Source organism: Sphingobium yanoikuyae (genome assembly GCF_013001025.1).
Lineage (GTDB): Bacteria > Pseudomonadota > Alphaproteobacteria > Sphingomonadales > Sphingomonadaceae > Sphingobium > Sphingobium yanoikuyae_A.
In genome coordinates, this window is record NZ_CP053021.1 from 5,123,571 (window position 1) to 5,147,491 (window position 23,921).

At 66.4% G+C, this 23,921-nt stretch carries 22 protein-coding genes; 13 read left to right on the forward strand and 9 right to left on the reverse strand.

Annotated elements, in window-relative coordinates:
• Positions 1–5 precede the first annotated feature (5 nt).
• Positions 6–1,370, forward strand: a complete 1,365-nt coding sequence (locus HH800_RS24770; protein WP_235681974.1) for an amidase — start codon at positions 6–8, stop codon at positions 1,368–1,370.
• Here HH800_RS24770 and HH800_RS24775 read toward each other — a convergent pair.
• The 3 genes from HH800_RS24775 to HH800_RS24785 are packed head-to-tail and all read right to left on the reverse strand — an operon-like array spanning position 1,367 to position 4,447.
• A complete protein-coding gene (locus HH800_RS24775) occupies positions 1,367–2,086 on the reverse strand; it encodes a dienelactone hydrolase family protein (RefSeq protein ID WP_169863019.1) in 720 nt (239 codons plus the stop codon). The two genes, HH800_RS24770 and HH800_RS24775, sit on opposite strands and share 4 nt — an antisense overlap.
• A 30-nt stretch (positions 2,087–2,116) precedes the next feature.
• On the reverse strand, positions 2,117–3,115 hold the full coding sequence (locus HH800_RS24780; protein ID WP_004210185.1) for a 50S ribosomal protein L11 methyltransferase: 999 nt from the start codon (positions 3,113–3,115) through the stop codon (positions 2,117–2,119).
• A 39-nt stretch (positions 3,116–3,154) separates the two neighbouring features.
• On the reverse strand, positions 3,155–4,447 hold the full coding sequence (locus HH800_RS24785) for a methyl-accepting chemotaxis protein (RefSeq protein WP_010339301.1): 1,293 nt from the start codon (positions 4,445–4,447) through the stop codon (positions 3,155–3,157).
• Positions 4,448–4,658: 211 nt separating this feature from the next.
• Between HH800_RS24785 and sdhC the strand changes: the two genes are divergently transcribed.
• From sdhC to HH800_RS24805, 4 genes are all read left to right on the forward strand, one after another.
• Positions 4,659–5,054 (forward strand): succinate dehydrogenase, cytochrome b556 subunit, encoded by a 396-nt coding sequence (gene sdhC / locus HH800_RS24790; RefSeq protein WP_037490915.1) that lies wholly within the window; start codon positions 4,659–4,661, stop codon positions 5,052–5,054.
• Entirely contained in the window at positions 5,054–5,443 is a 390-nt protein-coding gene (sdhD, locus tag HH800_RS24795) for a succinate dehydrogenase, hydrophobic membrane anchor protein (protein WP_004210192.1), read from the forward strand. Before sdhC ends, sdhD begins: the two co-directional genes overlap by 1 nt.
• Positions 5,443–7,257, forward strand: a complete 1,815-nt coding sequence (sdhA, locus tag HH800_RS24800; RefSeq protein WP_010339302.1) for a succinate dehydrogenase flavoprotein subunit — start codon at positions 5,443–5,445, stop codon at positions 7,255–7,257. Before sdhD ends, sdhA begins: the two co-directional genes overlap by 1 nt.
• Positions 7,258–7,381: 124 nt before the next feature.
• Positions 7,382–8,008: a hypothetical protein gene (locus HH800_RS24805; protein ID WP_169863021.1), complete on the forward strand. Its 627-nt coding sequence runs from the start codon at positions 7,382–7,384 to the stop codon at positions 8,006–8,008.
• A 9-nt stretch (positions 8,009–8,017) separates the two neighbouring features.
• Here HH800_RS24805 and HH800_RS24810 read toward each other — a convergent pair whose 3' ends face one another.
• On the reverse strand, positions 8,018–8,482 hold the full coding sequence (locus tag HH800_RS24810) for a vgr related protein (protein ID WP_169863023.1): 465 nt from the start codon (positions 8,480–8,482) through the stop codon (positions 8,018–8,020).
• Complete coding sequence (locus HH800_RS24815; protein WP_169863025.1) at positions 8,479–8,964, reverse strand: copper chaperone PCu(A)C; 486 nt, start codon at positions 8,962–8,964, stop codon at positions 8,479–8,481. Before HH800_RS24815 ends, HH800_RS24810 begins: the two co-directional genes overlap by 4 nt.
• A gap of 177 nt (positions 8,965–9,141) precedes the next feature.
• Between HH800_RS24815 and dnaK the strand changes: the two genes are divergently transcribed.
• Both dnaK and dnaJ read left to right on the forward strand, forming a co-directional pair.
• Entirely contained in the window at positions 9,142–11,040 is a 1,899-nt protein-coding gene (dnaK, locus tag HH800_RS24820; protein ID WP_004210200.1) for a molecular chaperone DnaK, read from the forward strand.
• Positions 11,041–11,143: 103 nt separating this feature from the next.
• Positions 11,144–12,283, forward strand: a complete 1,140-nt coding sequence (gene dnaJ, locus HH800_RS24825; protein WP_169863027.1) for a molecular chaperone DnaJ — start codon at positions 11,144–11,146, stop codon at positions 12,281–12,283.
• Between the two features lie 18 nt (positions 12,284–12,301).
• Here dnaJ and HH800_RS24830 read toward each other — a convergent pair whose 3' ends face one another.
• Positions 12,302–13,600 carry an APC family permease gene (locus tag HH800_RS24830; protein ID WP_125985697.1) on the reverse strand — a complete coding sequence of 433 codons (1,299 nt, stop codon included), beginning with the start codon at positions 13,598–13,600 and terminating at the stop codon, positions 12,302–12,304.
• Positions 13,601–13,722: 122 nt separating this feature from the next.
• On the opposite strand from HH800_RS24830, the gene HH800_RS24835 reads away from it, so the two are divergent.
• The gene (locus HH800_RS24835) at positions 13,723–14,607 is read left to right on the forward strand and encodes a DUF3617 domain-containing protein (protein ID WP_169863029.1); all 885 of its coding nucleotides are present in this window, start codon (positions 13,723–13,725) and stop codon (positions 14,605–14,607) included.
• A gap of 6 nt (positions 14,608–14,613) precedes the next feature.
• Here HH800_RS24835 and HH800_RS24840 read toward each other — a convergent pair whose 3' ends face one another.
• Together HH800_RS24840 and HH800_RS24845 are read right to left on the reverse strand one after the other, a co-directional pair.
• Complete coding sequence (locus HH800_RS24840; RefSeq protein WP_169863031.1) at positions 14,614–16,416, reverse strand: acyl-CoA dehydrogenase C-terminal domain-containing protein; 1,803 nt, start codon at positions 16,414–16,416, stop codon at positions 14,614–14,616.
• 57 nt (positions 16,417–16,473) lie between these two features.
• A complete protein-coding gene (locus HH800_RS24845) occupies positions 16,474–16,881 on the reverse strand; it encodes a MerR family transcriptional regulator (RefSeq protein WP_004210206.1) in 408 nt (135 codons plus the stop codon).
• A gap of 118 nt (positions 16,882–16,999) precedes the next feature.
• On the opposite strand from HH800_RS24845, the gene HH800_RS24850 reads away from it, so the two are divergent.
• The 5 genes from HH800_RS24850 (at position 17,000) to HH800_RS24870 (ending at position 22,767) form a co-directional block, all read left to right on the forward strand.
• Positions 17,000–18,622, forward strand: coding sequence for an NAD(P)/FAD-dependent oxidoreductase (locus HH800_RS24850; RefSeq protein ID WP_169863033.1), 1,623 nt, complete (start codon positions 17,000–17,002; stop codon positions 18,620–18,622).
• 118 nt (positions 18,623–18,740) lie between these two features.
• Positions 18,741–19,772 carry a phosphoribosylglycinamide synthetase gene (locus HH800_RS24855; protein ID WP_169863035.1) on the forward strand — a complete coding sequence of 344 codons (1,032 nt, stop codon included), beginning with the start codon at positions 18,741–18,743 and terminating at the stop codon, positions 19,770–19,772.
• Positions 19,772–20,578: an NTP transferase domain-containing protein gene (locus HH800_RS24860; protein ID WP_169863037.1), complete on the forward strand. Its 807-nt coding sequence runs from the start codon at positions 19,772–19,774 to the stop codon at positions 20,576–20,578. The genes HH800_RS24855 and HH800_RS24860 overlap by 1 nt, the downstream gene beginning before the upstream one ends.
• Positions 20,579–20,581: 3 nt before the next feature.
• Positions 20,582–21,673, forward strand: coding sequence for a sugar-transfer associated ATP-grasp domain-containing protein (locus HH800_RS24865; RefSeq protein ID WP_169863039.1), 1,092 nt, complete (start codon positions 20,582–20,584; stop codon positions 21,671–21,673).
• Positions 21,670–22,767 carry a glycosyltransferase gene (locus HH800_RS24870; protein WP_169863040.1) on the forward strand — a complete coding sequence of 366 codons (1,098 nt, stop codon included), beginning with the start codon at positions 21,670–21,672 and terminating at the stop codon, positions 22,765–22,767. Before HH800_RS24865 ends, HH800_RS24870 begins: the two co-directional genes overlap by 4 nt.
• Here HH800_RS24870 and HH800_RS24875 read toward each other — a convergent pair.
• Entirely contained in the window at positions 22,764–23,813 is a 1,050-nt protein-coding gene (locus tag HH800_RS24875) for an AraC family transcriptional regulator (protein ID WP_037515856.1), read from the reverse strand. The two genes, HH800_RS24870 and HH800_RS24875, sit on opposite strands and share 4 nt — an antisense overlap.
• Positions 23,814–23,921: the final 108 nt, after the last annotated feature.

Consider the following 23,921-nt stretch of genomic DNA (forward strand, 5'->3'; position numbering starts at 1 on the left):
GCGGCGTGACGCGACGGACGATCCTGCACGGCGCCGGTGGCGCCATGGCGCTCGGCACTGTCGGCGCGCCGGCCATTGCCAAATCCCGCCCGTCGCGCGAGCGTCTGGAAGCCGCGCTCGCGCGCATCGCCGACCCGGCGGGGGAGGGCGGGCGCACCTATCTCACCCTCCATGCGGACAGCGCGCGGGCGGCGGCGGACGCGGCCGATGCCCGCGCCGCTTCGCCGCTCTCGCCGATCGACGGCGCGATCGTCAGCATCAAGGATCTGTTCGATGTCGCGGGTGAACCGACCCGCGCCGGTTCGCTGATCCTGGCCGATGCCCCGCCCGCTACCATGGATGCGCCGGTCGTTGCCCGGCTGAAGCAGGCCGGCGCGGTGATCGTCGGCAAGACCAACATGGTCGAATTCGCCTTTTCCGGCGTCGGCGTGAATCCCCATTATGGCACGCCGGGCAATCCGGCCGACCGGGCCCGCGTGCCGGGTGGATCGACCAGCGGCGGCGGCGTCGCGGTGGCCGATCAGATGTGCGAAATTGCTATCGGCACCGATACCGGTGGCTCCTGCCGCATCCCTGCCGCGCTGTGCGGCGTCGTCGGCTACAAGCCAACCAAGGCACGGGTGCCGACCGACGGCGCCTTCCCTTTGTCGCCCACGCTCGATTCGATCGGGCCGATCGCGACCAGTGTCGACGCCTGTTTCCGCACCGATGCGATCTTGGCGGGCGAGGCGCCCCGCCGGCTCGACCGCGCGCCGCTCAAGGGGCTGCGCGCCGCTATTCCGCAGGGCCTGCCGCTGGCCGATCTTGACGCGACCGTCGCGGCGCGTTTCGCCGATGCGCTGGCGCGACTGGGCAAGGCGGGCATGACGCTCAGCGACGAAGTCTTCCCGCAATTCGATGCGATGCAGGCGCTCCAGTCGCCGGTGCCGATCGCCTCGGTCGAGGCCTATGCCATCCATCGCGAGCGAATCGCGACCCGTGCGCAGGATTTTGATCCGATCGTGCTGGCGCGGATGCAGGCAGGCCGTGACGTGACGCCCGAACGCCATAAGCAGATGCTGGCGGAGCGCGCCGCGCTGGTGCGGTCGATGGACGCGCGCCTGACCGGACTGGACATATTGGTGCTGCCGACCACGCCGATCGTCGCGCCGACCCAGGCAGAGGTGGAGAATGCCGACGCCTTCGTCGCCCGCAACCGGCTGCTGCTGCGCAATACTGGCCTCGGCAACAGCTTCGACCTATGCGCCATTTCCCTGCCGCTGCCGCGCGAGGGCGGCCTGCCGGTCGGCCTGATGCTGATGGCGCGGGCCGGGCAGGACCAGCGCCTGTTCGCGATCGCGGCAGCGGTGGAAAAGCTGCTGGCGGTTTAGCCGAACAGTTCGTCGAGGAAATTCACCATCGCGCGGAAACTGCGCCGGTCGGCGTCGGGACTGTAGGCCAGCCCCTTTTCGGGCATATGGACGCTTTCGTCGGTGAAGGCGTGGCCGGTGTGGCCATAGGCATGAATCTGCCAGTCGCAGCCCGCCTCGGTCAGTTCCTTCGCCAGACCGACGGTCGCCTCGGGCGGCGCGATCGGATCTTCCCAGCCATGGCAGATCAGCAGCTTCGCGGTGATCGTGGCGTTGGGGAAGGGCGGTGCCTCATAGACACCGTGGAAGCTGACGCCGCCGGCAATGTCTGCGCCCGCGCGGGCCAGGTCGAGCACGCTTTTGCCGCCGAAGCAGAAGCCGATCGCGGCCGTGCGGGCGGCGTCGACCGCCGGCATATCCTTGAGCAGCGCGTGGGCGCCCAGCATCCGGTCACGCAGCAGCGCGCGGTCGGCGTTGAGTTCGTTCATGTAGCGCCCGGCATCGGGATCCTCGCGGGTGGTGCGCTTGCCCTGCCCAAAGACGTCGGCGACCAGCACCGCATAGCCCAGCGCCGCGACCTTCTCCGCATAGAGGAAGTCGGCTTCCTTGGTGCCCAGGACGTTGGGCACCAGCAGGATGCCCGGCAGCGGGCCAGCGGCGGCATCGTCGACCACGGCGACGCTTTCAAACGCGCCGCCCGGACCGTCATGGATGATCGTCTGGCGGGTGAGGACCATGAAAGCGTCTCCTGTGGATAAGTCGAAAAGTCAGATGCTGCCGAAGCCGGGGGCTTCGCCACGCGCGGCGGCATTGATACGGCGGGGGCGTTTCCAGCCGATTTGCGGGCGCTTGCGCAGGCGCAAAGTCGGCCAATGGCCGCGATCGCTGCGTTCGGCGAGGCGCATGCCCTGCGCGCGATAGGCGGCGATCACCGCATCGGCCTGTTCGTTGAGCAGGCCGGCGAGCACGATCGTGCCGCCATCCTCCACCAAAGCGCAGAGCGAAGGCGCCAGTTCGATCAGCGGCCCGGCCAGGATATTGGCGATCAGCAGGTCATAGGGCGCGCGACCGACCAGCGCGGGATGATCCACGCCGGCGGCGGTGCAGAGCGCCAGCTGGCCGGCGCCCCCGCCCAGGGCAATGCCGTTCGCCACGGCATTCTCGCGGCTGATGTCGACCGCCACCGGATCGATGTCGGAAGCAATCGCATGGGCGCGCGGCCACAATGTCATCGCGGCAAAGGCGAGCAGGCCGGTGCCGGTGCCGATATCGGCGACATTGCGAAAGCGCATGCCGACGCTGCGCATCCGGTCGATCATCGCCAGGCAGCCGGCGGTGGTCTCATGCTGGCCGGTGCCAAAGGCGCGACTCGCCTCGATCAGGAAATTGACATGGCCGGGCTGTTCGGGATCGCTGGCGACATTGCGCACATGGAAGCGGCCGGCGGTGACGGGTTCCAGCCCCTGCTGGCTCATCGTCACCCAATCCTCGTCGGGCAGCGCTTCCACCTGCGGCTTGATGCCCGATGCGCTGGGCACCAGGGTCTTGAGCAGCTTGATCGCCGCCGGGCTCGGCTTGCCCTCGAAATAAGCGTCGAGCTGCCACTTATTCTCGTCGTCCGGCTCCGCCTCGCTGGTCATCAGCACCGGCGGATGCTCCATCAGGGCGAAGGCGGCGATGTCCCCGTCCAGCGCCTCCGCTTCGGCGCGGGTGCAGGGCAGGGTGACTTTCCAGCTCTGGGCGGCTGGCGCAGCGACATCATTCATGCCGCCGCCTTTAGACCAGCGGCAGCGGCAGGAAAAGGGTCAGGCGACCTGGCGGCCGAAGTCGCTGGAGGCATGCCGCAGGCTGGACAGCTTGCCCTCGACGCTCATGAAGCCGCGTTCCAGCTGGTCGATTTCCGATGCGACCACTTCGGTGTCCTGGCGGATCGCCGAAATGGTGGTCGACATCGAGTCGGCCGCCAGCGCGGTCTCGTCGACGGCGGCGGTGATCATCGTCACGGTCTGGGCCTGGGCGTCCATGGCGTGGCGGATGCGCTGGGCACTGGCCTGCACTTCGCCGACGGTGTCGCGGATGCGCTCGTTGGTCTCCACCGACTGGCGGGTCGATGCCTGGATGGCGGCGATCTTGCCGGCAATCTCGTCGGTGGCACGGGCGGTCTGGTTGGCCAGGCTCTTCACTTCCTGCGCCACCACGGCAAAGCCGCGCCCGGCGTCACCGGCACGGGCGGCCTCGATCGTGGCATTGAGCGCCAGCAGGTTGGTCTGGCCGGCAATGTCGCGGATCAGGCCCAGGATCGATTCGATCGACTTGGCATGGTCCGACAGGGTGGCCGACATGGAAACGGCGTCGCCCGATTGCGACGCGGCGCGCTGCGCCACTTCGGCGGCGCTTTCGACCTCGGTGCGCGCGTCCTCGATCGCGCGGATCAGGCCGGCCGAGGTGCGGGCGGCCTCGCGCATCGCAAGGGCGGATTGTTCGGCGGCGGCGGCGACTTCCGACGCCTTGCCCAGCATGCCGCGGGTCGCGGCGGAGGCATCCTTGGCCTGTTCGCGCAGCGATTCGCCCAGCTGCGACGCGCCGTCGATCTCGCCCATGATGCGCTGCTCGAACAGGACGCCGAACTGCTGGCGCGCATTGCGCTGGCTTTCGGCATCGTCGATCGCGATCACATTGGCCATCAGCCCGGCATCGACCATGCCGACCTGCGCCATGATGTCGACCAGCCGGCGCCGGGTGGCGTCGTCGGCTGCGCGTTCCCAGATGATATCGGTCAGTTTCTCGTTGGCCGCGGCGACGGGCAGCAGCACGCCGCGCACGGAAATGCCGTGCTTGCGGGCGTGGCGGACGCAGGCGGTGGAGGACAGCGCCCAATCGCCGGCGCTGTAATGGCGCAGCTTCTGGCGGACATATTCATGCGCGGCGGTCTCGATCTTCGCCAGCGTCGTGGGCTGCAACCGGTTTCGCAGGCCCGAACTGTCCATATAGGTGGAGAAGAAGGTGCGCGCGGCAATCACCGCATCGTCGGCAACCAGCTGCTCGATTTCGGCCATGCCACGGGCCAGATCACCGCGGGGGTCCACTTCGGCCAGCATCTGGGCGATGGCGTTCCTGGGCGTGGTGGCGGAAGTCATGGATTGCAGAACCCCAAATAGGTGTCAGGACGAACCAGGCGGTGATAGCGCCATTTGGTTAATCACTTCTTATTTGGGCGCGCGCATCGACATGGTCCGCGCGGCTTGCCCTTCGGCGTCTTCGCTCCTAAGGGGAGCGGACTCAAAGGACATAGCAGGGACCTGGGTAGACATGGCGCGAACCACAAGCCGGCCGCTCTCGCCGCATTTGACGATCTGGAAATGGGGGCCGGCAATGGCCGTCTCCATCATTCACCGCGTGACGGGCAATGGCCTGGCCACCGCTGGTGCTCTTGGCCTCATCTGGTGGCTGATGGCCGCCGCGACCGGCCCGGAAGCCTATGCCACCTTCGTCACCTGCGCGACCTCGCCGATCGGCTATCTGGTCATGGCGGGCCTGTCCTGGTTCTTCTTCCAGCACCTCTTCTCGGGTCTGCGTCACTTCGTGCTCGACATGGGTGCGGGTTATGACCTGAAGACCAGCAAGACCTGGTCGATCCTGACCTTCGTGCTGTCGACGATCGCTACCGCCGCCTTCTGGGCCGCGATCTGCCTGGGGAAATTCTGATGGGTACCGGAACCGGAATCGGCCGCGTCCGCGGTCTTGGCTCGGCCAAGCATGGCGCGCACCACTGGCTGGCACAGCGCTACACCGCCATCGGCAATCTGCTGCTGGTTCTGTGGCTGCTCTTCAGCCTGATCGCGCTGCCCGGCCTCGATTATGAGAGCGTGGTCAACTGGATCCACAATCCGCTGGTCGCCGTGCCGCTGATGCTGATGGTCGTCAGCATCTTCATGCATCTGCGTCTGGGCATGCAGGTCATGCTGGAGGACTATGTCCACGACAAGGGCCTGGCCTTCTTCTCGATGCTGCTGCTGAACTTCTATGCCTATGCCGGCGCTGCCGCGGGCGTCTTCGCGATCGCCAAGATCGCCTTCATCGGGGTCGTCAAGTAATGAGCGAAGCCTACAAGATCATCGACCATACCTACGACACGGTCGTCGTGGGTGCTGGCGGCTCGGGCCTGCGCGCCACCATGGGCAGCGCCGAAGCGGGTCTCAAGACCGCCTGCATCACCAAGCTGTTCCCGACCCGCAGCCACACCGTGGCGGCGCAGGGCGGCATCGCCGCTTCGCTCGGCAACAACAGCCCCGACCACTGGACCTGGCACATGTACGACACCGTCAAGGGGTCGGACTGGCTGGGTGACCAGGACGCGATCGAATATATGGTGCGCGAAGCGCCGGCGGCGGTGATCGAGCTGGAACATGCCGGCGTGCCGTTCAGCCGCAACCAGGACGGCACCATCTATCAGCGTCCCTTCGGCGGCCACATGCAGAATATGGGCGCCGGCCCGCCGGTGCAGCGCACCTGCGCCGCCGCCGACCGTACCGGTCACGCCATGCTGCACGCTCTCTATCAGCAGAGCCTGAAGTATGACGCCGACTTCTACATCGAATATTTCGCCATCGACCTGATCATGGAAGATGGCCCGAACGGCAAGGAGTGCCGCGGCGTCATCGCCATCTGCATGGAAGATGGCAGCATCCACCGCTTCCGCAGCCACGCCGTCGTGCTGGCGACCGGTGGCTATGGCCGCGCCTATTTCTCGGCCACCTCGGCCCATAGCTGCACCGGCGACGGCGGCGGCATGGTGCTGCGCGCCGGCCTGCCGCTGCAGGATCTGGAGTTCGTCCAGTTCCATCCGACCGGCATCTACGGCGCGGGCGTGCTGATCACCGAAGGCGCGCGCGGCGAAGGCGGCTACCTCACCAATTCCGAAGGCGAGCGTTTCATGGAACGCTATGCCCCGTCGGCGAAGGATCTGGCGTCGCGTGACGTCGTGTCGCGCTCGATGGCGATGGAAATGCGCGAGGGCCGTGGCGTCGGCGAGCACAAGGATCATATCTTCCTGCACCTCGACCATATCGACCCCAAGGTTCTAGCTGAGCGCCTGCCGGGCATCACCGAAAGCGGCAAGATCTTTGCCGGTGTCGACCTGACCCGCCAGCCGCTGCCCGTGACCCCGACGGTCCATTACAATATGGGCGGCATCCCCTGTAACTATCATGGCCAGGTGGTGACGAAGGTCGGTGACGATCCGGAAGTCGTGGTGCCGGGCCTGTTCGCGGTCGGCGAAGCGGCCTGCGTGTCGGTCCATGGCGCGAACCGCCTGGGCTCCAACTCGCTGATCGACCTTGTCGTGTTCGGCCGCGCAACCGGCCTGTTCCTCAAGGACAACCTCAAGCCCAACACCCCGCACAAGCCGCTGCCGGCCAATGCGGCCGATCTGGCGCTGTCGCGCCTCGATCACTACCGCAACGCCAACGGCACCACCTCGACGGCGGACATCCGCATGGACATGCAGCGCACGATGCAGAAGCATGCTGCCGTGTTCCGCGACAGCGAATTGCTGGCCGACGGCGTCGTCAAGATGCAGGCGGTCAACAAGCGCCTGCAGGACGTCAAGATCGCCGACCGTTCGCTGATCTGGAACACCGACCTGATCGAGACGCTGGAACTGGACAATCTCATGAGCCAGGCCATCTGCACGATGGAAGGCGCCGAGGCCCGCAAGGAATCGCGCGGCGCCCATGCCCATGAGGATTTCCCGAACCGCGACGACGAAAACTGGATGAAGCACACCATCAGCTGGTTCGAAGGCTGGGGTGGTTCGGGCGGCAAGGTGACGCTCGATTATCGTCCGGTCCACGACTACACGATGACCGACGAGGCCGAGTATATCAAGCCGAAGGCGCGCGTATACTAAGCCGCTGGCATCATGCCGGAAATCTGAAGAGGGCGGGCCATCTGGTCCGCCCTTTTTCTTTGCCCATTGCCAGCGCGCGATCAGGCTCTAGCTTGGGTGCCGATCGATCAAGGAGGTGCCGGCGATGCGGAAACCTGTTGGACGTCAGGGGATGATCCTGCTGCCCTTGCTGCTGACGGCTGCGGCTCCGCCCCAAGATGTGGACGCGGTGCTGGCGCTGACGCGGACAACGAAAGCGACATATGCGGTCTGCACCTGGAATGTGGTGACGCCCAGCGAGGAAGTGCAGCTCAAGGAATGGGCGGCCGAATATCATCAGGGCGACCGTCACCGGGTCGAAACCCCGCGCGACCGCATCGTCGCCAATTGCGCGACCGGGGAGGCGCAGCATCTCGACGTGCGCACTGGTGAAGTGTCAACTTCGCCGTCACTCGCGGCGGCCGCCTGTGGCGTCGATGCCAACCGCAAGCTGGTCGCCAAGGAGTTTCTGGGGCGGGAGACCGGCGGTCGCTATGGCCCTGTATCCCGCATCGCGGTGGCCGATGACGGCAATCTGCGCACCTATGATGTGCTCGACGACGGCGCGATCATCGCGGCGACGATCCATGACGCCAATGACGACGCGACGGAGCGGCTGACCAGCGCGGTCCTCACCTACAGCCACAGCCTGCCCGAAGCCGATATCTTCTCCACCGCCTCGCTCAGCCGCAGCGTCGTCCCCGACGGCTGTCGCAGCTGCCATGGGGGATGAGGGAAGCGATCAGGTCACGGCAAACGGTAACAGCGCCTCATAAACCGCGATCCCCGGCTTGCCTTCCACCCGGCCACCCTGGCGCAGGATGAAGGCATGGCGGACGATCTCGGCCTGCTGCTCGATGCCATATCGGGCGAACGGCTTGCCCGGCTCGATCGCATAATCATAGCGGCAGAAGGGGTGACGCATCAGCGGCAGCCAATATTTGCCCGACCGCTGCGCCTGCCAGACATGGGTCATCTCATGGATGAACAGGCCCTGCAGGTTGAGCGGGCTGGCGCAGAAATCGTCGCAGAACAACCCGCCTTCGGGATGAAACCACAGATCGCCATCGGGCGCCATGGTCACCGCGCGCGGCTGGAAGGGCCACCATTTCCGGTTGTGGACGCGCACCCGGTCATAGGCGATCGCGTCGCCGAACATCGTCCGGGCGAGCGCGGCCTCCTCTACGGTCAGCGGACGGCTGGTCAATGCGCCTTATGCTCTTCCGTCGCATTGCCCGCTGCAGGCGCCGTCGGTGCGCTGCCGTCGGGCTTGCGGATCACCGCATCGACCAGCAACCGGTCGCCGTTCGACATCAGGAAGGTCAGTTGCATCTTGCCCCGGCTGATCGCGGTATCGTTGACGCCCCAGATCATCAAATGCTTGCCGCCCGGCGCGAAGGCCACCGTGCCCTTGGCCGGCACATCGACGCTCTCGATCGGCTGCATCGACATCATGCCGTCCTTGCCGACGCTCTCATGCATCTCGACCTTGAGCGCATAGTCGGTCATCACTCCGCGCAACTGCACCCCGGCGTCGCCGCCATGGGCCACGAAATAGCCCGCCGACGGCGTATCCATGTTGGGTGACAGCCGGACCCAGGCCTGGTCGACATAGCTCGGCGCAGGGTCGCCGCAGCCGGCAAGGGCCAGCGGCGCGGCGAGGGCGATAAGGGCAAGGGGCGCACGCATGGATCAGGGCTCCGTGACTGTCTCGTTTCCGGTCAATGCCTGACTAATCGCGCCTGATCCTTGTGCCAAGCGAAAGCGCGCCTATATCCCTTGCGCAAACCGGCCTTGCCTTGGCGCTTACGTGAGGTATGGGGCCGTCAACCGCTGAATTTATTTTGGGGTTCAAAGAGGACACAAATGGCAAAAGTTATCGGTATCGACCTTGGCACCACCAACAGCTGTATCGCTGTGATGGACGGCGGTAAGCCCAAGGTGATCGAGAATGCGGAAGGTGCGCGCACCACGCCGTCGATCGTCGCCTTCGCCAAGGATGGCGAACGTCTGATCGGCCAGCCGGCCAAGCGTCAGGCTGTCACCAATCCGGACAACACGATTTTCGCGGTGAAGCGCCTGATCGGCCGCCGCTTCGACGATCCCATGACCAAGAAGGACATGGAACTCGTCCCCTATGACATCGCGAAGGGCCCGAATGGCGACGCCTGGGTCAAGGCCGGTGGCGAGGAATATAGCCCGTCGCAGATCAGCGCCTTCATCCTGCAGAAGATGAAGGAAACCGCCGAGAGCTATCTGGGCGAAACCGTGACGCAGGCGGTCATCACCGTTCCCGCCTACTTCAACGACGCCCAGCGTCAGGCGACCAAGGACGCCGGCCAGATCGCGGGCCTCGAAGTGCTGCGCATCATCAATGAGCCGACCGCGGCCGCGCTCGCCTATGGCCTCGACAAGCAGGACGGCAAGACCATCGCCGTCTATGACCTTGGCGGCGGCACCTTCGACATCTCGATCCTGGAGATCGGCGATGGCGTGTTCGAAGTGAAGTCGACCAACGGCGACACCTTCCTGGGCGGCGAGGATTTCGACGCCAAGCTGGTCGAATATCTGGCTGCCGACTTCAAGAAGGCGGAAAGCATCGACCTCACCAAGGACAAGCTGGCCCTCCAGCGTCTGAAGGAAGCCGCTGAAAAGGCGAAGATCGAGCTGTCCTCGGCCCAGTCGACCGAAGTCAACCTGCCCTTCATCACCGCGGATCAGAATGGTCCCAAGCATCTGGTGAAGACGATCACCCGCGCCGATCTGGAGCGTCTGGTCGCCGACCTCATCAAGCGCACGATGGAGCCCTGCAAGAAGGCTCTGGCCGACGCCGGCGTGACCGCCAGCGAGATCAGCGAAGTCGTCCTGGTCGGCGGCATGACCCGCATGCCCAAGGTGCGCGAAGCCGTGAAGGAATTCTTCGGCAAGGAACCGCACACCGGCGTGAACCCGGACGAAGTCGTCGCCATGGGCGCCGCCATTCAGGCCGGCGTGCTGCAGGGCGACGTCAAGGACGTGCTGCTGCTCGACGTGACCCCGCTGAGCCTCGGCATCGAGACGCTGGGTGGCGTGTTCACCCGCATGATCGACCGCAACACCACCATCCCTGCCAAGAAGTCGCAGGTCTATTCGACCGCCGACGACAATCAGCAGGCGGTGACCATCCGCGTGTTCCAGGGCGAGCGTGAAATGGCGGCGGACAACAAGCTGCTCGGCCAGTTCGACCTGGTCGGCATCCCGCCGGCGCCGCGCGGCGTGCCGCAGATCGAAGTCACCTTCGATATCGACGCCAACGGCCTGGTCAACGTGTCGGCCAAGGACAAGGGCACCGGCAAGGAACAGCAGATCCGCATCCAGGCCTCGGGCGGCCTAAGCGACTCCGACATCGACCAGATGGTCAAGGATGCCGAGCGCTTCGCCGAAGAGGACAAGAAGCGTCGTGAAGCGGCCGAAGCCAAGAACAACGCCGAAAGCCTGGTCCACACGACCGAGGCGCAGCTGGCCGAACATGGCGACAAGGTCGACGCTTCGCTGAAGGGCGAGATCGAAGCCGCGATTGCCGAAACCAAGTCGGCGATCGAAGGCGGCGACGCCGAAGCCATGAAGGCCAAGGCGCAGGAACTCGCGACCGTCGCGATGAAGCTGGGCCAGGCGATCTACGAGAAGGAGCAGGCTGCTGCGGCCTCGCCGGAGGCCGAAGCGCCGAAGGCCGATGACGGCGTCGTCGACGCCGAATTCTCCGAAGTGGATGACAACAAGGCGTAAGCCCCATGAAACGCTCCTCGACTTCGCTTCGGGCGGACAGGCTGGTTTCTGACCAGTGCATCCGTTCGGAGCGAGGCCGGGGACCGTGCGCGCCGAGGGCGAGATGACGACCGAAATCGACTATTACGAACTGCTCGAAGTAGAACGCACAGCCGACGGGGCCGCGATCAAGAGCGCCTATCGCAAGCTGGCGATGAAATATCACCCGGACAAGACCGGGGGCTGCACCGACAGCGAGGCCAAGTTCAAGGCCGTTTCCGAAGCCTATGACTGCCTGAAGGATCCGCAGAAGCGGGCGGCCTATGACCGGTTCGGTCATGCCGCGTTCAAGCAGCAGCAACAGGGCGGCGGTGGTGGCGGATTCCACGGCGGCGCCGGTGGTTTCTCCGACCTTGGCGATATTTTCGAGACGATCTTTGGCCAGGCCGGCTTTGGCGGCGGCGGTGGCGGACGCCAGCAGCAGCGCCGTGGCGCGGACCTGCGCTATGATCTCGAAATCTCGCTGGACGAAGCCTATCATGGCAAGAAGACCGAGATCCAGATCGAGGTGTCGGCCGCTTGCGACAGCTGCGAAGGTTCGGGCGCCCAGCCGGGCACCGGGGTCAAGACCTGCGGCACCTGCCATGGCCATGGCCAGGTGCGGGCACAGCAGGGCTTCTTCGTGGTGGAGCGGACCTGCCCCAGCTGTCATGGCGCGGGCCAGGTGATCGAAAGCCCCTGCAAATCCTGTCGCGGCGAAGGCCGGGTCGATCGGCCCAAGACGCTGTCGGTCAATATCCCGGCGGGCGTTGACGAAGGCACCCGCATTCGCCTGTCGGGCGAGGGCGAGGCCGGTGCGCGTGGCGCGCCGGCAGGCGACCTCTACATCTTCCTGCATGTGAAGCGGCACAGCATCTTCGAACGGGATGGCACCACGCTATTCTGTCGCGTGCCGGTCAGCATCACGACGGCGGCGCTGGGCGGAATGATCGAAGTGCCGGGCCTCGATGGCCAGCGGCACGAGATCAAGATCCCGAGCGGTATCCAGTCGGGCAAGCAGATCAAGCAGCGTGGCGCCGGCATGCCGGTGCTGAACGGCCGCGGTCAGGGCGACCTGGTCGTCCAGGTCGATGTCGAAACGCCGACCAAGCTGACGGCCAAGCAGCGCGAGTTGCTCGAAGCCTTCCGCGAGACCGAGACCGGCGAGGAATGCCCGCAATCGAGCGGCTTCTTCGGCAAGCTCAAGGAATTGTGGGGGGACTGATCCTCCCCACAGGACTGGTCAGGGCGTGGCGCTGGTGCGCCGCGCCCACCAGTAGAAGGGCAGGCCGCCCGCCATCAGCAGGAAGCTGGCGCCGCTGGGAATGAGGCCGGCGCCCCATAAAGTCCAGCAGGCATAGGCGAGGCCAATCGCCGCCGCCGGCACGGCAATCCGCAGCCGCAGCGCGGCCAGCGCACAACCCACATAGAGCCACAGCGTAGCCGATGTCGCGAGCAGCGCCATGGCGGTGAACAAGGCCACCAGCCCTTGCAGGCTGTTGGCGACCAGCAGCAGGCTGGCAAGGATGCTCGACAATATCAGTCCGCGCACCGGCGTACCGCGCGCATCCGTGCCCGCCAGCCAGGCCGGCAGTTCGCCTGCGCGCGCCATCGCCAGCGGCACCTCACCCTGCAACAGGGTCCAGCCATTAAGTGCGCCAAGGCAGCTGATGACGACGAAGGTCGCGATCAGGCTGGCGGGACCGGCCGACCAATAATGGGTGACATAGGCGCCGAAGGGCGATCCGGTCTGGCTTTCCGCGCCGGGCAGGGTGAGTGCGATGCCGGAACAGACGAACAGATAGAGCAGGCCGGTGACGGCCGTGCCGATCATCGTCGCGCGCGGCACGGTGCGGGCGGGATCCTTGACCTTGTCGGCCGCGACCGAGGCGGATTCGAAACCGAGCAGGGCCCACAGCGTCAGTGCCGCCGCTGCCGTGATGCCGCTGCCGGTAAAGCCCTGGGCCGGGAAGGGCACGATTTCCGCCGTGCCGCGCCCGATCGTCAGCGCCAGCAGCACCAGCACGACCAGGATCGGCACGACCTTGATGATCGTCGTTACCAGTTGCGCCGTGCCGGCGGCATGGGCGCCGCGCAGGTTGATCGCGGTGGTCAGCCAGATGAAGCCGATCGAGCAGAGCGCGCCCATGCCCGGCCGGTTCAGCACCGGCAGCAGGCTGGACAGGTTGGCGGTGGCCGCGACCGCGATCGTCACATTGGTGATGATGATCGACAGCCAGTAGATCCAGCCGATCGCGAAGCCGGCCAACGGGCCATAGGCGCGCGCGCTCATCTGCGCGGCATTGGCATCGGGCATGGCGACGGTCAGCCGGGCGATCACGAAGGCCAGGATCAAGGAGCCGGCGATGGTGAACACCCAGGCGGCGACCGCATCCCAGCCGAAGGGGGCGAGCGCAGCGGGCAGCAGGAACACGCCCGATCCGATCATATTGCCCATGACCAGCGCTATGCAGGCGGCGAGCCCCAGCGTCCGCACCGGGCGGTGGGGGATCACATCCTGTGCCGGCGGCGGGCTGTCCATCATCCCTGTCTATCGGTGAAAAGGGGGCAGGGCCAGAGCGGATCGTTGCGCCTTCGTTCGGACTTGCATGGCGGCGCGCTTCGGGTGATCCTTGGCCGAGGACAGGGCAGGAGAGGCGGGACATGCGACCGATCGCGATAGGCGTGTTGATGCTTCTGTCCTCGTCGCTCGTCGCAGCCGATGCGGACGATCCGATCGTCGTCACTGCCGCCAAGCTGCGCAAGGTCGGTATCGACTATGATGTGCGCGGCCGCGATCTTGTCCGCTGCACGATCACGCGCAGCAGCGGCGAAGATCGGGTCGATCAGGCGATGTGCGAGTTCGTGCGCCAGTGCGTCGCCGATGGTCATGGCCGACGGCGCGAGGCACAGGCCTGCGTCAGCGACCGGATCGCGGCGCTGGTCGATGCGGATATGGAGGCGGAGGATGTGGTCCTCGTCCGTCCCGCGGCGCTGGAACAGGCGCGACAACCGGTCGCTTCGGTCGCGCTGCCCGGTCCGCAGATCAGCCTGCCGCCGGCCGAGCGGGATGCGGACATCCTCGTGACCGGATCGCGCTACCGGATCAGGCCGGGCCTGTGGGAGATCGAGAAGGGGCGGATGTTCGGCCAGATGGTGGGGTTCAAGTTACCGGGTGCTCGTCGGGCCAATGGAACACCGCCCGCGCCACCGGGCTATCGATATCAACTATGCCTCAGCCGTAGTGATGCGGAGACGCTGCAGCAATTTGTCGATGATCATTTCGAGCGCGAGGGGCTCAAGGGCTGCATGCTGGCACGCATGGAAGTGGAGGAAGGGCGTCTCAGCGTCACCCGATCCTGTCCGTCGCGTTACGGCACCATGGACATGCGGCTGAGCGCGCGCTTGTCGGCCGACGCGATCGAAGGGGTGATGCTCGCTGCGATCGACATGGATAACGCTCGTGGCGAGGCGCGATACCTACTCAACGGCCGCCGCATCGGCGAATGCCCGCCCTCCCGGCCCGAAGGCGCGGCAGGGCGGGATTAAGGCTGATTAGGCCGCCAGGAACATGTCCGGGTCTAGCGCCATCAGCGTGTCGGCGCCGCCCTCGATCTTGCGGCGGAGCGAACCGGCGTCGGGCATGATGCGCTCGGCAAAGAAGCGCGCGGTGACCAGCTTGGCTTCCAGGAAGCCGGCATCGCCCTCGCCCGCATCGATCAGGCCGGTGGCGGCCTTCGCCATGCGCAGCCACATCAGGCCGGTGGCGACGATGCCCAGGATGTGCATGTAATGATGCGCGCCGGCCCCGGCATTGTCGGGGTTCTTCATCGCGTTCTGCATCAGCCACATGGTCGCCGCTTCAAGCTGGCCCTTGGCCTTTTCGAGCGCATCGGCGAAGCTCGCCAGCTTCTCGTTGGTCTTGGCCTCGGCGATTTCGGTGGCCAGGATCTTGAGGAAGGCCTGGAGCGCGCGGCCGCCATTCATCGGCAGCTTGCGGCCGACCAGATCCATCGCCTGCACGCCATTGGTGCCTTCGTAGATCTGGGCGATGCGGGCGTCGCGCACATACTGTTCGACGCCATTTTCCCAGATATAGCCATGGCCGCCGAACACCTGCTGGCTGGAGACGGCAACGTCGAAGCCCTTGTCGGTGCCATAGCCCTTGATCACCGGGGTCAGCAGCTGCAGCAGATCGTCGGCCGCCTGACGTTCTTCCTCGGTCGCGGCGCTGTGCGACAGGTCATGCTGCAATGCGCCCCACAGGATCAGCGCGCGCAGGCCCTCGGTCAGCGCCTTGCCTTCCATCAGCATGCGGCGGACATCGGGATGGACGAACAGCGTGTCGGCCTTTTCCTCCGGCTCCTTGGGGCCGGTGAGCGCGCGGCCCTGGCGACGGTCCTTGGCATAATGGACGGCGTTCTGGAACGCGATCTCGCCCTGGCCCAGACCCTGCAAGCCGACGCCCAGGCGCGCGGCGTTCATCATGATGAACATGGCGGCCAGCCCCTTATTCTCCTCGCCGACCAGCCAGCCCTTGGCGCCGTCATAGTTCATGACGCAGGTGGCGTTGCCGTGGATGCCCATCTTGTGTTCGAGCGAGCCGCAGGACACGGCATTGCGATCGCCCAGCGAGCCATCTTCATTGACGATGAACTTGGGCACGACGAACAGCGAAATGCCCTTGCTGCTGTCGGGCGCACCCGGCGTCTTGGCGAGGACGAGGTGGATGATATTCTCCGCCAGGTCATGCTCGCCGGCCGAGATGAAGATCTTGGTGCCGCTGATCGCGAAGCTGCCATCCCCGTTCGGCACGGCCTTGGTCTTGATGAGGCCGAGGTCAGTGCCGGAATGGGGCTCGGTCAGGTTCATCGTGCCGGTCCAGACGCCCGACACCATGTTGGGCAGATAGGTGGCCTTCTGCTCGTCGCTGCCCTTGGCGATCAGCGCGGCGATCGCGCCGGCGGTCAGGCCATGATACATTTCGAACGCCTGGTTGGCCGACAGCACATATTCGGTGACAGCGGTGGCGACGACATTGGGCAGGCCCTGGCCGCCAAATTCGGTCGGCGCGTGCAGCGTGGTCCAGCCGCCCTCGACAAACTGGTCATAGGCCGCCTTGAAGCCGGTCGGCGTGGTGACGCTGCCGTCGGCATGACGGGTACAGCCTTCCTTGTCGCCCACGGCGTTGATCGGGAACAGCACTTCCGACGCGATCTTGCCGCCTTCGGTCAGGATCGCCTCGACCAGGTCGGGGGTCGCATTCTCGAAACCGGGCAGATTGGCGTAGCGCTCCAGCCCGACGACATGGTCGAGCACGAAGCGGGTGTCGCGGACAGGGGCGTTGTAGCTGGGCATGAATCTTCTCCAGGCGTTTTTGTTCTGCTGCGGGGGAACCGACGATGCGGCTCCGGCTTATTTCTCGATCGTTCCGATGAAGCTCGCCAGTTCGGCGATGGCGGCATCGATATCGTCCTTCTGGCGGGTCAGAAGGTCGATGCGCGCGCGGCACTTGTCGATCGTCACGCGGCGCTGTTCCTCATGCCCCTCGTCGGCGTCGTAGAGGTCGATCATCTCGCGAATATCGTTGAGGCTGAAGCCCACGCGCTTGCCGCGCAGGATCCAGGCAAGGCGGGCGCGGTCGCGGCGCGAATAGACGCGGGCCAGGCCCTGGCGCTCCGGTGCGATCAGCCCTTCATCCTCATAGAAGCGCAGGGCACGGGCGGTGACGCCGAACTCCTCGCTGAGGTCGGTGATGCTGTAGCTCTGCTGGTCACGGTCATCGGGAAGCTCGATGCCGGCAATGCTGGTGCGCGTGTTCATGAGCAAAGACTATGACGGCTTTACGTTTACGTCAAGGTTAGAAGATGCGCAGGACGATCGGCCGTGCCACGGCCTCGGGGAATAGCATTTCGGGCGATTTGCGACTATGGGCGGCGCCATGATCCGTCTTTCCGGTTTGAAACTGCCCCTCGACCATTCGGCCGAGGCGATGCCCGTCGCCATCTGCGAACGCCTGGGGCTGGAGCCGCAGCAACTGCTTGGCCACAGCGTCGTGCGGCGCGGCAATGATGCGCGCCGCCGCAGCGCGATCCAGCTGGTCTATACGCTCGACATCGACGTGGCCGACGAGGCCGCGGTGCTGGAGCGCTTTGCCAAGGACCATGATGTCCGGCCGACGCCCGACACCAGCTACAAGTTCGTCGCCCATGTGCCCGACGGCTGGCAGGGCAAGCGCCCGGTGGTGATCGGGGCGGGGCCGTGCGGCCTGTTCGCCGGCCTGATCCTGGCGCAGATGGGGTTCAAGCCGATCATCCTGGATCGCGGCAAGGTGGTGCGCGAGCGGACCAAGGACACCTGGGGCCTGTGGCGCCGGGCCGAACTCAACCCCGATTCCAATGTCCAGTTCGGCGAGGGGGGCGCCGGTACCTTCTCCGACGGCAAGCTCTATTGCCGGGTGAAGGATCCCCGCTTCCTGGGCCGCAAGGTGCTGGAGGAGTTCGTCGCCGCCGGCGCACCCGACGATATCTTGTGGGAAGCGCACCCCCATATCGGCACTTTCCGCCTGGTCTCGATGGTCGAAGCGATGCGCAAGCAGATCGAGTCGCTCGGCGGCGAATATCGCTGGCAGCACCGCGTCGACGATCTGGTGCTGGAACGGCAGGGCGACGGCACGCAGAAATTGCGCGGGCTGGTGCTGCATGACGGCAGCGTGATCGAGGCGGATCATGTGGTGATGGCGGTGGGCCACAGCGCCCGCCCGACCTTCGAGATGCTGCACGGCAAGGGCGTGCATATCGAACCCAAGCCCTTCTCGATCGGCGTGCGGATCGAGCATCCGCAAAGCTGGGTCGACAAGGCGCGCTATGGCAATTGCGCCGGCCATCCCGATTTGGGTGCGGCGGCCTATAGCCTCGCCCATCATTGCGCCAATGGGCGGACCGTCTACAGCTTCTGCATGTGTCCGGGTGGCCGGGTGGTCGCCGCCACTTCGGAGGAAGGGCGCGTCGTCACCAATGGCATGAGCCAGTATAGCCGCGCCGAATTCAACGCCAATTCGGGGCTGGTCGTCGGCATCGATCCGGCGCGCGATTTCCCGGAGGGGCCATTGGCCGGGATCGAACTGCAGCGCCATTGGGAAAGCCTGGCCTATGTCGCGGGCGGTTCTTCCTATTGGGCGCCGGGGCAGACGGTGGGCGACTTCCTCGCGCATCGGCCTTCGACCCAGCTGGGATCGGTCGTGCCCTCCTACAAGCCGGGGGTCACGCCGACCGACCTGTCGCTCTGCCTGCCCGACTATGTGATCGAGGCGTTTCATGAGGCGCTGCCGGCCTTTGGTCGCCAGATCGCCCGCTATGACGATCCCGACGCGGTGATGACCGGCGTGGAAACCCGCACCTCCTCGCCGATCCGCATCACGCGCGGCAAGGATTTTCAGAGCCTCAACGTTGCCGGCCTCTACCCGGCGGGCGAGGGCGCGGGCTATGCCGGGGGTATCCTCTCGGCGGCGATCGACGGCATCAAGGTGGCCGAGGCGGTGGCGGTTCAGATGGTCCAGTCCTGATCTGCGACGGGTTTGACATCGCCCGGTCATGAAGCCGTCACGGCCCTGACCCGTCTTCGTCCCTTCGGCGTCATCGCACCGTCAATCCAGCGTAACGGGCGGGCGCTATTGCGGCGCCATGCTGAACCCGATCGACCGTTGCATGCGCATCTCCCCGGCCGACAAGGCCCGGCTGCGCCTCCTGTTCCTGGCCAAACATGCCTGCAAGGGCGGCGGCGCCGACAGCGTGGATGGCAATCATGCCGTCTATCATCATGAGATGCGATCGACGCTGGAGGCGATCGGCCTCCATGTCGCGGTCGCCGACAGCTATGATGCGCTGTTCGACAAGCCCGATGTCGACTTCGTCGTCACCCTGCTCAATCGCGGCGGCTTCCAGAATAGCGAGATGCTGGCGCCGCTCCTGCTGTCCTGGCGCGGCGTGCCCTTCCTGGGCGCTAGTCCGATCCTGCGCGGTGTGTCGGACGACAAATATCTCTCCAAGCTGATCGCCCGCGCCCATGGCGTGCCGACCATGCCAGCGCGCATCCTGCGCCGCGGCGCGATGCCGGCCGGCCCGGAATTTCAGGCGGAACGGCTGGTGGTGAAGCCCAACGCGTCCTCGGCCTCCTGGGGCCTCGCAATGGTCGACAGCTGGGCGGAGGCCCATGCCCATGCCGATCATCTCCATGGCCTGGGCCATGACGTGCTGGTCGAGGCCTGGGCGCCCTTGCTCGACGTGGCCGTGCCGGTCGTCGGCGGCAGCGGTGGCCAGCCCTGGATTCTCCCGCCGATGATGTATGTGCCGGCCGATCCGCATCGCGAACGCAGCTATGAGGAGAAGCGCGGCTTGATCGATGCGGGCGATGATCCGCTGATCCTGGTCGAGGACCATGACCTGCGGACGCGGCTGGAGGATATGACCCGCCGCCTGCTGCCCGAACTCTGGCCGTTCGACTATGGCCGGTTCGAGTATCGCTACGATCCGGCGTCGGGCGAGCTGCTGTTCATGGAAGTGAACCTGTCCTGCAATCTCTGGTCGAAGAAGACGATCTCGCGCTCGGCCGCGTCGATCGGCGTCGATCATCAGAGCCTGGTCGAAACCATCGTCGCGCACAGCCTGGCCCGCCATGGCCTGCTGACCGAAATGCCGGTGCTGGAGGCTGCCTGATGCCGGGGACAGCGACGGCACTGGTATTGGCCGGCAAGCGCGATGGAGCGACCGATCCGCTCGCGCTGGCAGCAGATGTCACGCATAAATGCCTTGTCCCGGTCGCTGGCCAGCCGATGCTGGTTCATGTGATCGAGGCGCTGGCGGCCAGCCCGCGCATTGGCGAAATCCGGGTCGCGATTGAGGATGTGGCGGTGCTCGATGCCCTGCCGCAACTGCGCGGCCTGCGGAACACCGGGCGGCTGGTCGCGATTCCGGCCCGGCCCAATCTGGTCGATTCCGTGCTGGCCGCAGCCGACGGCGCGCGCTTCCCGCTGCTCATCACCACCGCCGACAATGTGCTGCTGACGCCCGATGCACTGGCCGAGATGCTGGACGGTTGCGCGGCGCAAGGGGCTAATGCCGGCGTCGCTTTCACCCGCCGCGCGTCGGTGCTGGCGGCCCATCCGCAGGGGCAGCGCAAATTCTATCGCTTCGCCGACGACGAATTTTCCAACTGCAACACCTATTGGCTGAAGGATGCAAAGGCGCTGGCAGCGGCCGAGACCTTCCGCTCGGGCGGGCAGTTCGTGAAGCATCCGATGCGGATCATCGGCGCCTTCGGCCTGATCAACCTGATCCGTTTCCGCTTCGGCATCGGCACGCTGGGCCAGGCCTTTGCGCGCTTTTCCCGCCGCTTCCGCATGGTGATCGCGCCGGTGATCCTGAGCGACGGTGCGGTCGCGATCGACGTCGACAATGCGCGCAGCCATGGCGTGGCAAGCGAATTGCTGGAGCGGCGGCTGGCGCGGGTCGAGGCGGCCTGACCCTTGTTCACGTTGCGTGCGTTGCCCCCGGCCGACGGCAATGTCCTGCTGGCGGCCTATCATGACGGATTGCGTCGCCACTGGCCGCTGGGCCGGCGAACGGTTGCGCGGCTGATCGCGGCGAGCGGGCGCAGCGGCTGGGCGGCATCGGAACGACGCTTGCTGTGCGAGACGGTGCGGGCGCAGGGGCTCAGCATGCGCGATCGCAAGGGGCTGCATCGGCTGCTCAATCCCGGTGCCTTTCCGGCCGAGGCCAATCCGCTCAAGAACAAGCAGCTTTTCGCCCGCCATGCCGCTGCCGCCGGCCTGCCGGTGCCCGACAGTTTCGCGCTGGAGACGAGTGATATCGCCAGCTGGCTGCACGGCCAGAGCGTCATCATCGCCAAGCCCAGCTATTGCTCCAAGGGGCAGGGTGTGGTGCGCTTCGAAAAGAAGGGCGGACGCTGGGAAGGGGCCGAAGGGCCGATCGCCGACGACGCGCTGCGCGCGCGCCTGCTGGCGCTGTGGGCGGCCGGCGGGGTGATCCAGCGCTGCCTGGCTACCCATGAAGCGCTGGCGGACATGTCGCCGGGCGCGCTGCCGACCTTGCGCGTGGTCACCTGCCTGGACGAGGTTGGCACGCCCGAGGCCTGCGCGCTGGCGCTGCGCCTGTCGGCCGGCGGCGGGCGCCCTGTGGATAATTTCAACGCCGGCAATCTGGTGCTGTCGGTCGATGCCGACGGGCATTGCGGGCCGGTGTGGCAGGCGGGACCGGACGGCGCGCCGATCCGCTGTGACCGGCATCCGCTGACCGGCGCACTTATCAGCGGCCGGCCGGTGCCTGATCTGGATGCCGCCGTGGCGCTGGCGCTGCGGGCGCATCTCGCTTTCCGATCGGGCTTTACCGTGATCGGCTGGGATGTTGGCCTGACGCCGGACGGCCCGGTGCTGGTCGAAGGCAACTGGAACCCCGGCACCGACATCATGCAACTGGTGAGCGGCCGGGGGCTGGCCGACAGCCGGCTGGGCGCGCTTTACTGCCATCATCTGCGCCATCTGCCGCCGCAGCGCTGGCAGGCGGCCGGCGCGATCGAGCGCGACCCGCGCCGGGCGTGATCATCCTCTATGTCCATGCGCTGGCCGCGACCGGCGTGGTGCGCAATGTCCGTATCCTGGCCGCCGAACTGGCGGCGCGCGGTCTGGCGGTCGAACTGGTGACGGCGCTGCCGGGTGGCGAGGGCGTGACCGGCGTGCCGCATCATGCGCTGCTGGCCGGACCGTACCCGTCGCGCCCGCGCGAAAAGCTGCAGGCGATCGCGGCGCTGCGGCGGCATTTGCGATCGCGGGGACAAGCGACGCTGATTTCGGCGGGCAATCATGGCCATGGCACGGCCTGGGCGGCGAGCCAGGGACTGCGCGACGTGCGGCGCATCTATCGCATCAGCAACGATCTCATGCGCAACGCGGCGGGCGCGCCGTCGGGCGGGCTTGGGCGCATCGGCCGCACCGCGATGGCGCGGCTGCTGGCGCGCGACGCCGATCATCTGGTGCTGGTGTCGCCGACCTTGGCGGATACGCCTGCTTTTGCCGGCGCGGCGCGGGCGGGCAAGGTGGCGGTGATCCCCAATGGCATCGATGCCGATGCCGCCCGCTTCCTGGCGGACGGGCCGGTGCCGCATCGCTGGATGGGGCGCACGCCGCCGGTGATCCTGGCGATCGGCCGGCTGGCGCCGCAGAAGAATTTCGCCACCTTGCTCGCGGCCTTCGCGATCCTGCGGCGGCAAAGGCCGGCGCGCCTCATCATCCTGGGCGAAAGTCGCGACCGCGCCTGTGACAGCCTGCGGGCGCAGGCGGCGGCGTTGGGCGTGGCCGCGCATATCGACCTGCCCGGCACGGTCGACAATGTCTTCCCCTGGCTGGCCCATGCCGATGCCTTCGTCCTGCCGAGCTGGTGGGAGGGATCGCCCAATGTGTTGCTGGAGGCGATGGCCGTGGATGTGCCGATCGTCGCGTCGCGCAGCGCCGGCAACGCCGTCGACCTGCTCGATGATGGACGGTGCGGACTGCTGGTCGATCCGGCCGATGCGGCGGCGATGGCCGATGCGCTGGCACGGCAACTGGACCTCGCCACCGCGATCCGCCCCGGCGACCGGATCGACCATTTCGGCTTGGATGCGCTGTCGGATGCCTGGGTGCGGCTGCTGCGCTAGGCGTTACGGAATTGCCTTGGCGTCTGCCCGGTCCAGCGCTTGAAGGCGCGGCCGAAGCTGGTCTGTTCGGCATAGCCCAGCCGCTCCGCCACCTCGTCGATCGGCATCGGCGTTTGGCGCAGATAGATGCGGGCGAGTTGCTCGCGCTGTTCCTCGACCAGATCGCTGAAATGCAGGCCATGGGCGGCGAGCCGGCTTTGCAGCGTCCGCACCGACAGGCCCATCCGGTCGGCGCAGCGCTCGATCGCGCAGGTGCCTGCCGGCAGCGCGCCGCGCACATAGGATCGCGCCCGTTCCGCCATGTCGGCATGGTTGAACAGGCGCAGCCGACCCAGATAGCCGCCGACCAGCCGATAGGTCAGCCGATTGGCCGTTGCGATCGGCAGGTCGAGCAAGGCGGCGGAAAAGCCGATCGCGCTGCCCGGCGCGCGCGGGCGGACGGCCGTGCCCAGCAACGCCTCTATCTCGATCAGTTCGCGTGGGCTGGGATCAGCGGAAAATTGCACCCAGGCGGCGCGGAAGCGCTGGCCGCTGACGGTCCGCAACAGCAGCAGGATCAGCATCATCGCCTGATAATTGGCCTGGTCGTTGAAGCCGAGATCGGCGCCGACCACCCAGCGCAGTTCGGCCATGCCGCCTTCTTCCACCAGTTCCAGCTGCGCCTCGGGCGAATGGGCGACCGGCAGGTAGCGGATCAGGCTGGCGATCGCGGCGCGCAGGTCCGGCGCGGCGCGGCAGACGGCGGTGACGCCGCCAAAAATGTCGGCGTCCTGGGTCGCGGCAAGGTGGAGGCCGAATAGCGGATCGTCGAACAACAGGCTGCAATATTCGAACATCGCCGCCACCTGCTGGCAGGCGATATGGCTGTCGGGATCGGCCAGCACCATCGGGTCGAGGCCATGCTGGGCGAGAATGCGGCGCGGCGCCCCACCGCGTGCGCGGACATAATCGGAAAAGCCGCGCAGATTGGCCGCGCGCATCTGGCCGGCGGCCGGCACCGCCTCCAGCGGGCCTTCCAGCCCGAAGAAAAAATCCTGCTCCTCCATCGCGCGCCTGTCTGCCTGCTTGTCGCGTCGCTGCGTATCATATCGATAAAGCTGCGCCTAATGCCAATACGCCATCGCCGCCCCATGCCAGCCTGCCGGGCATAAGAG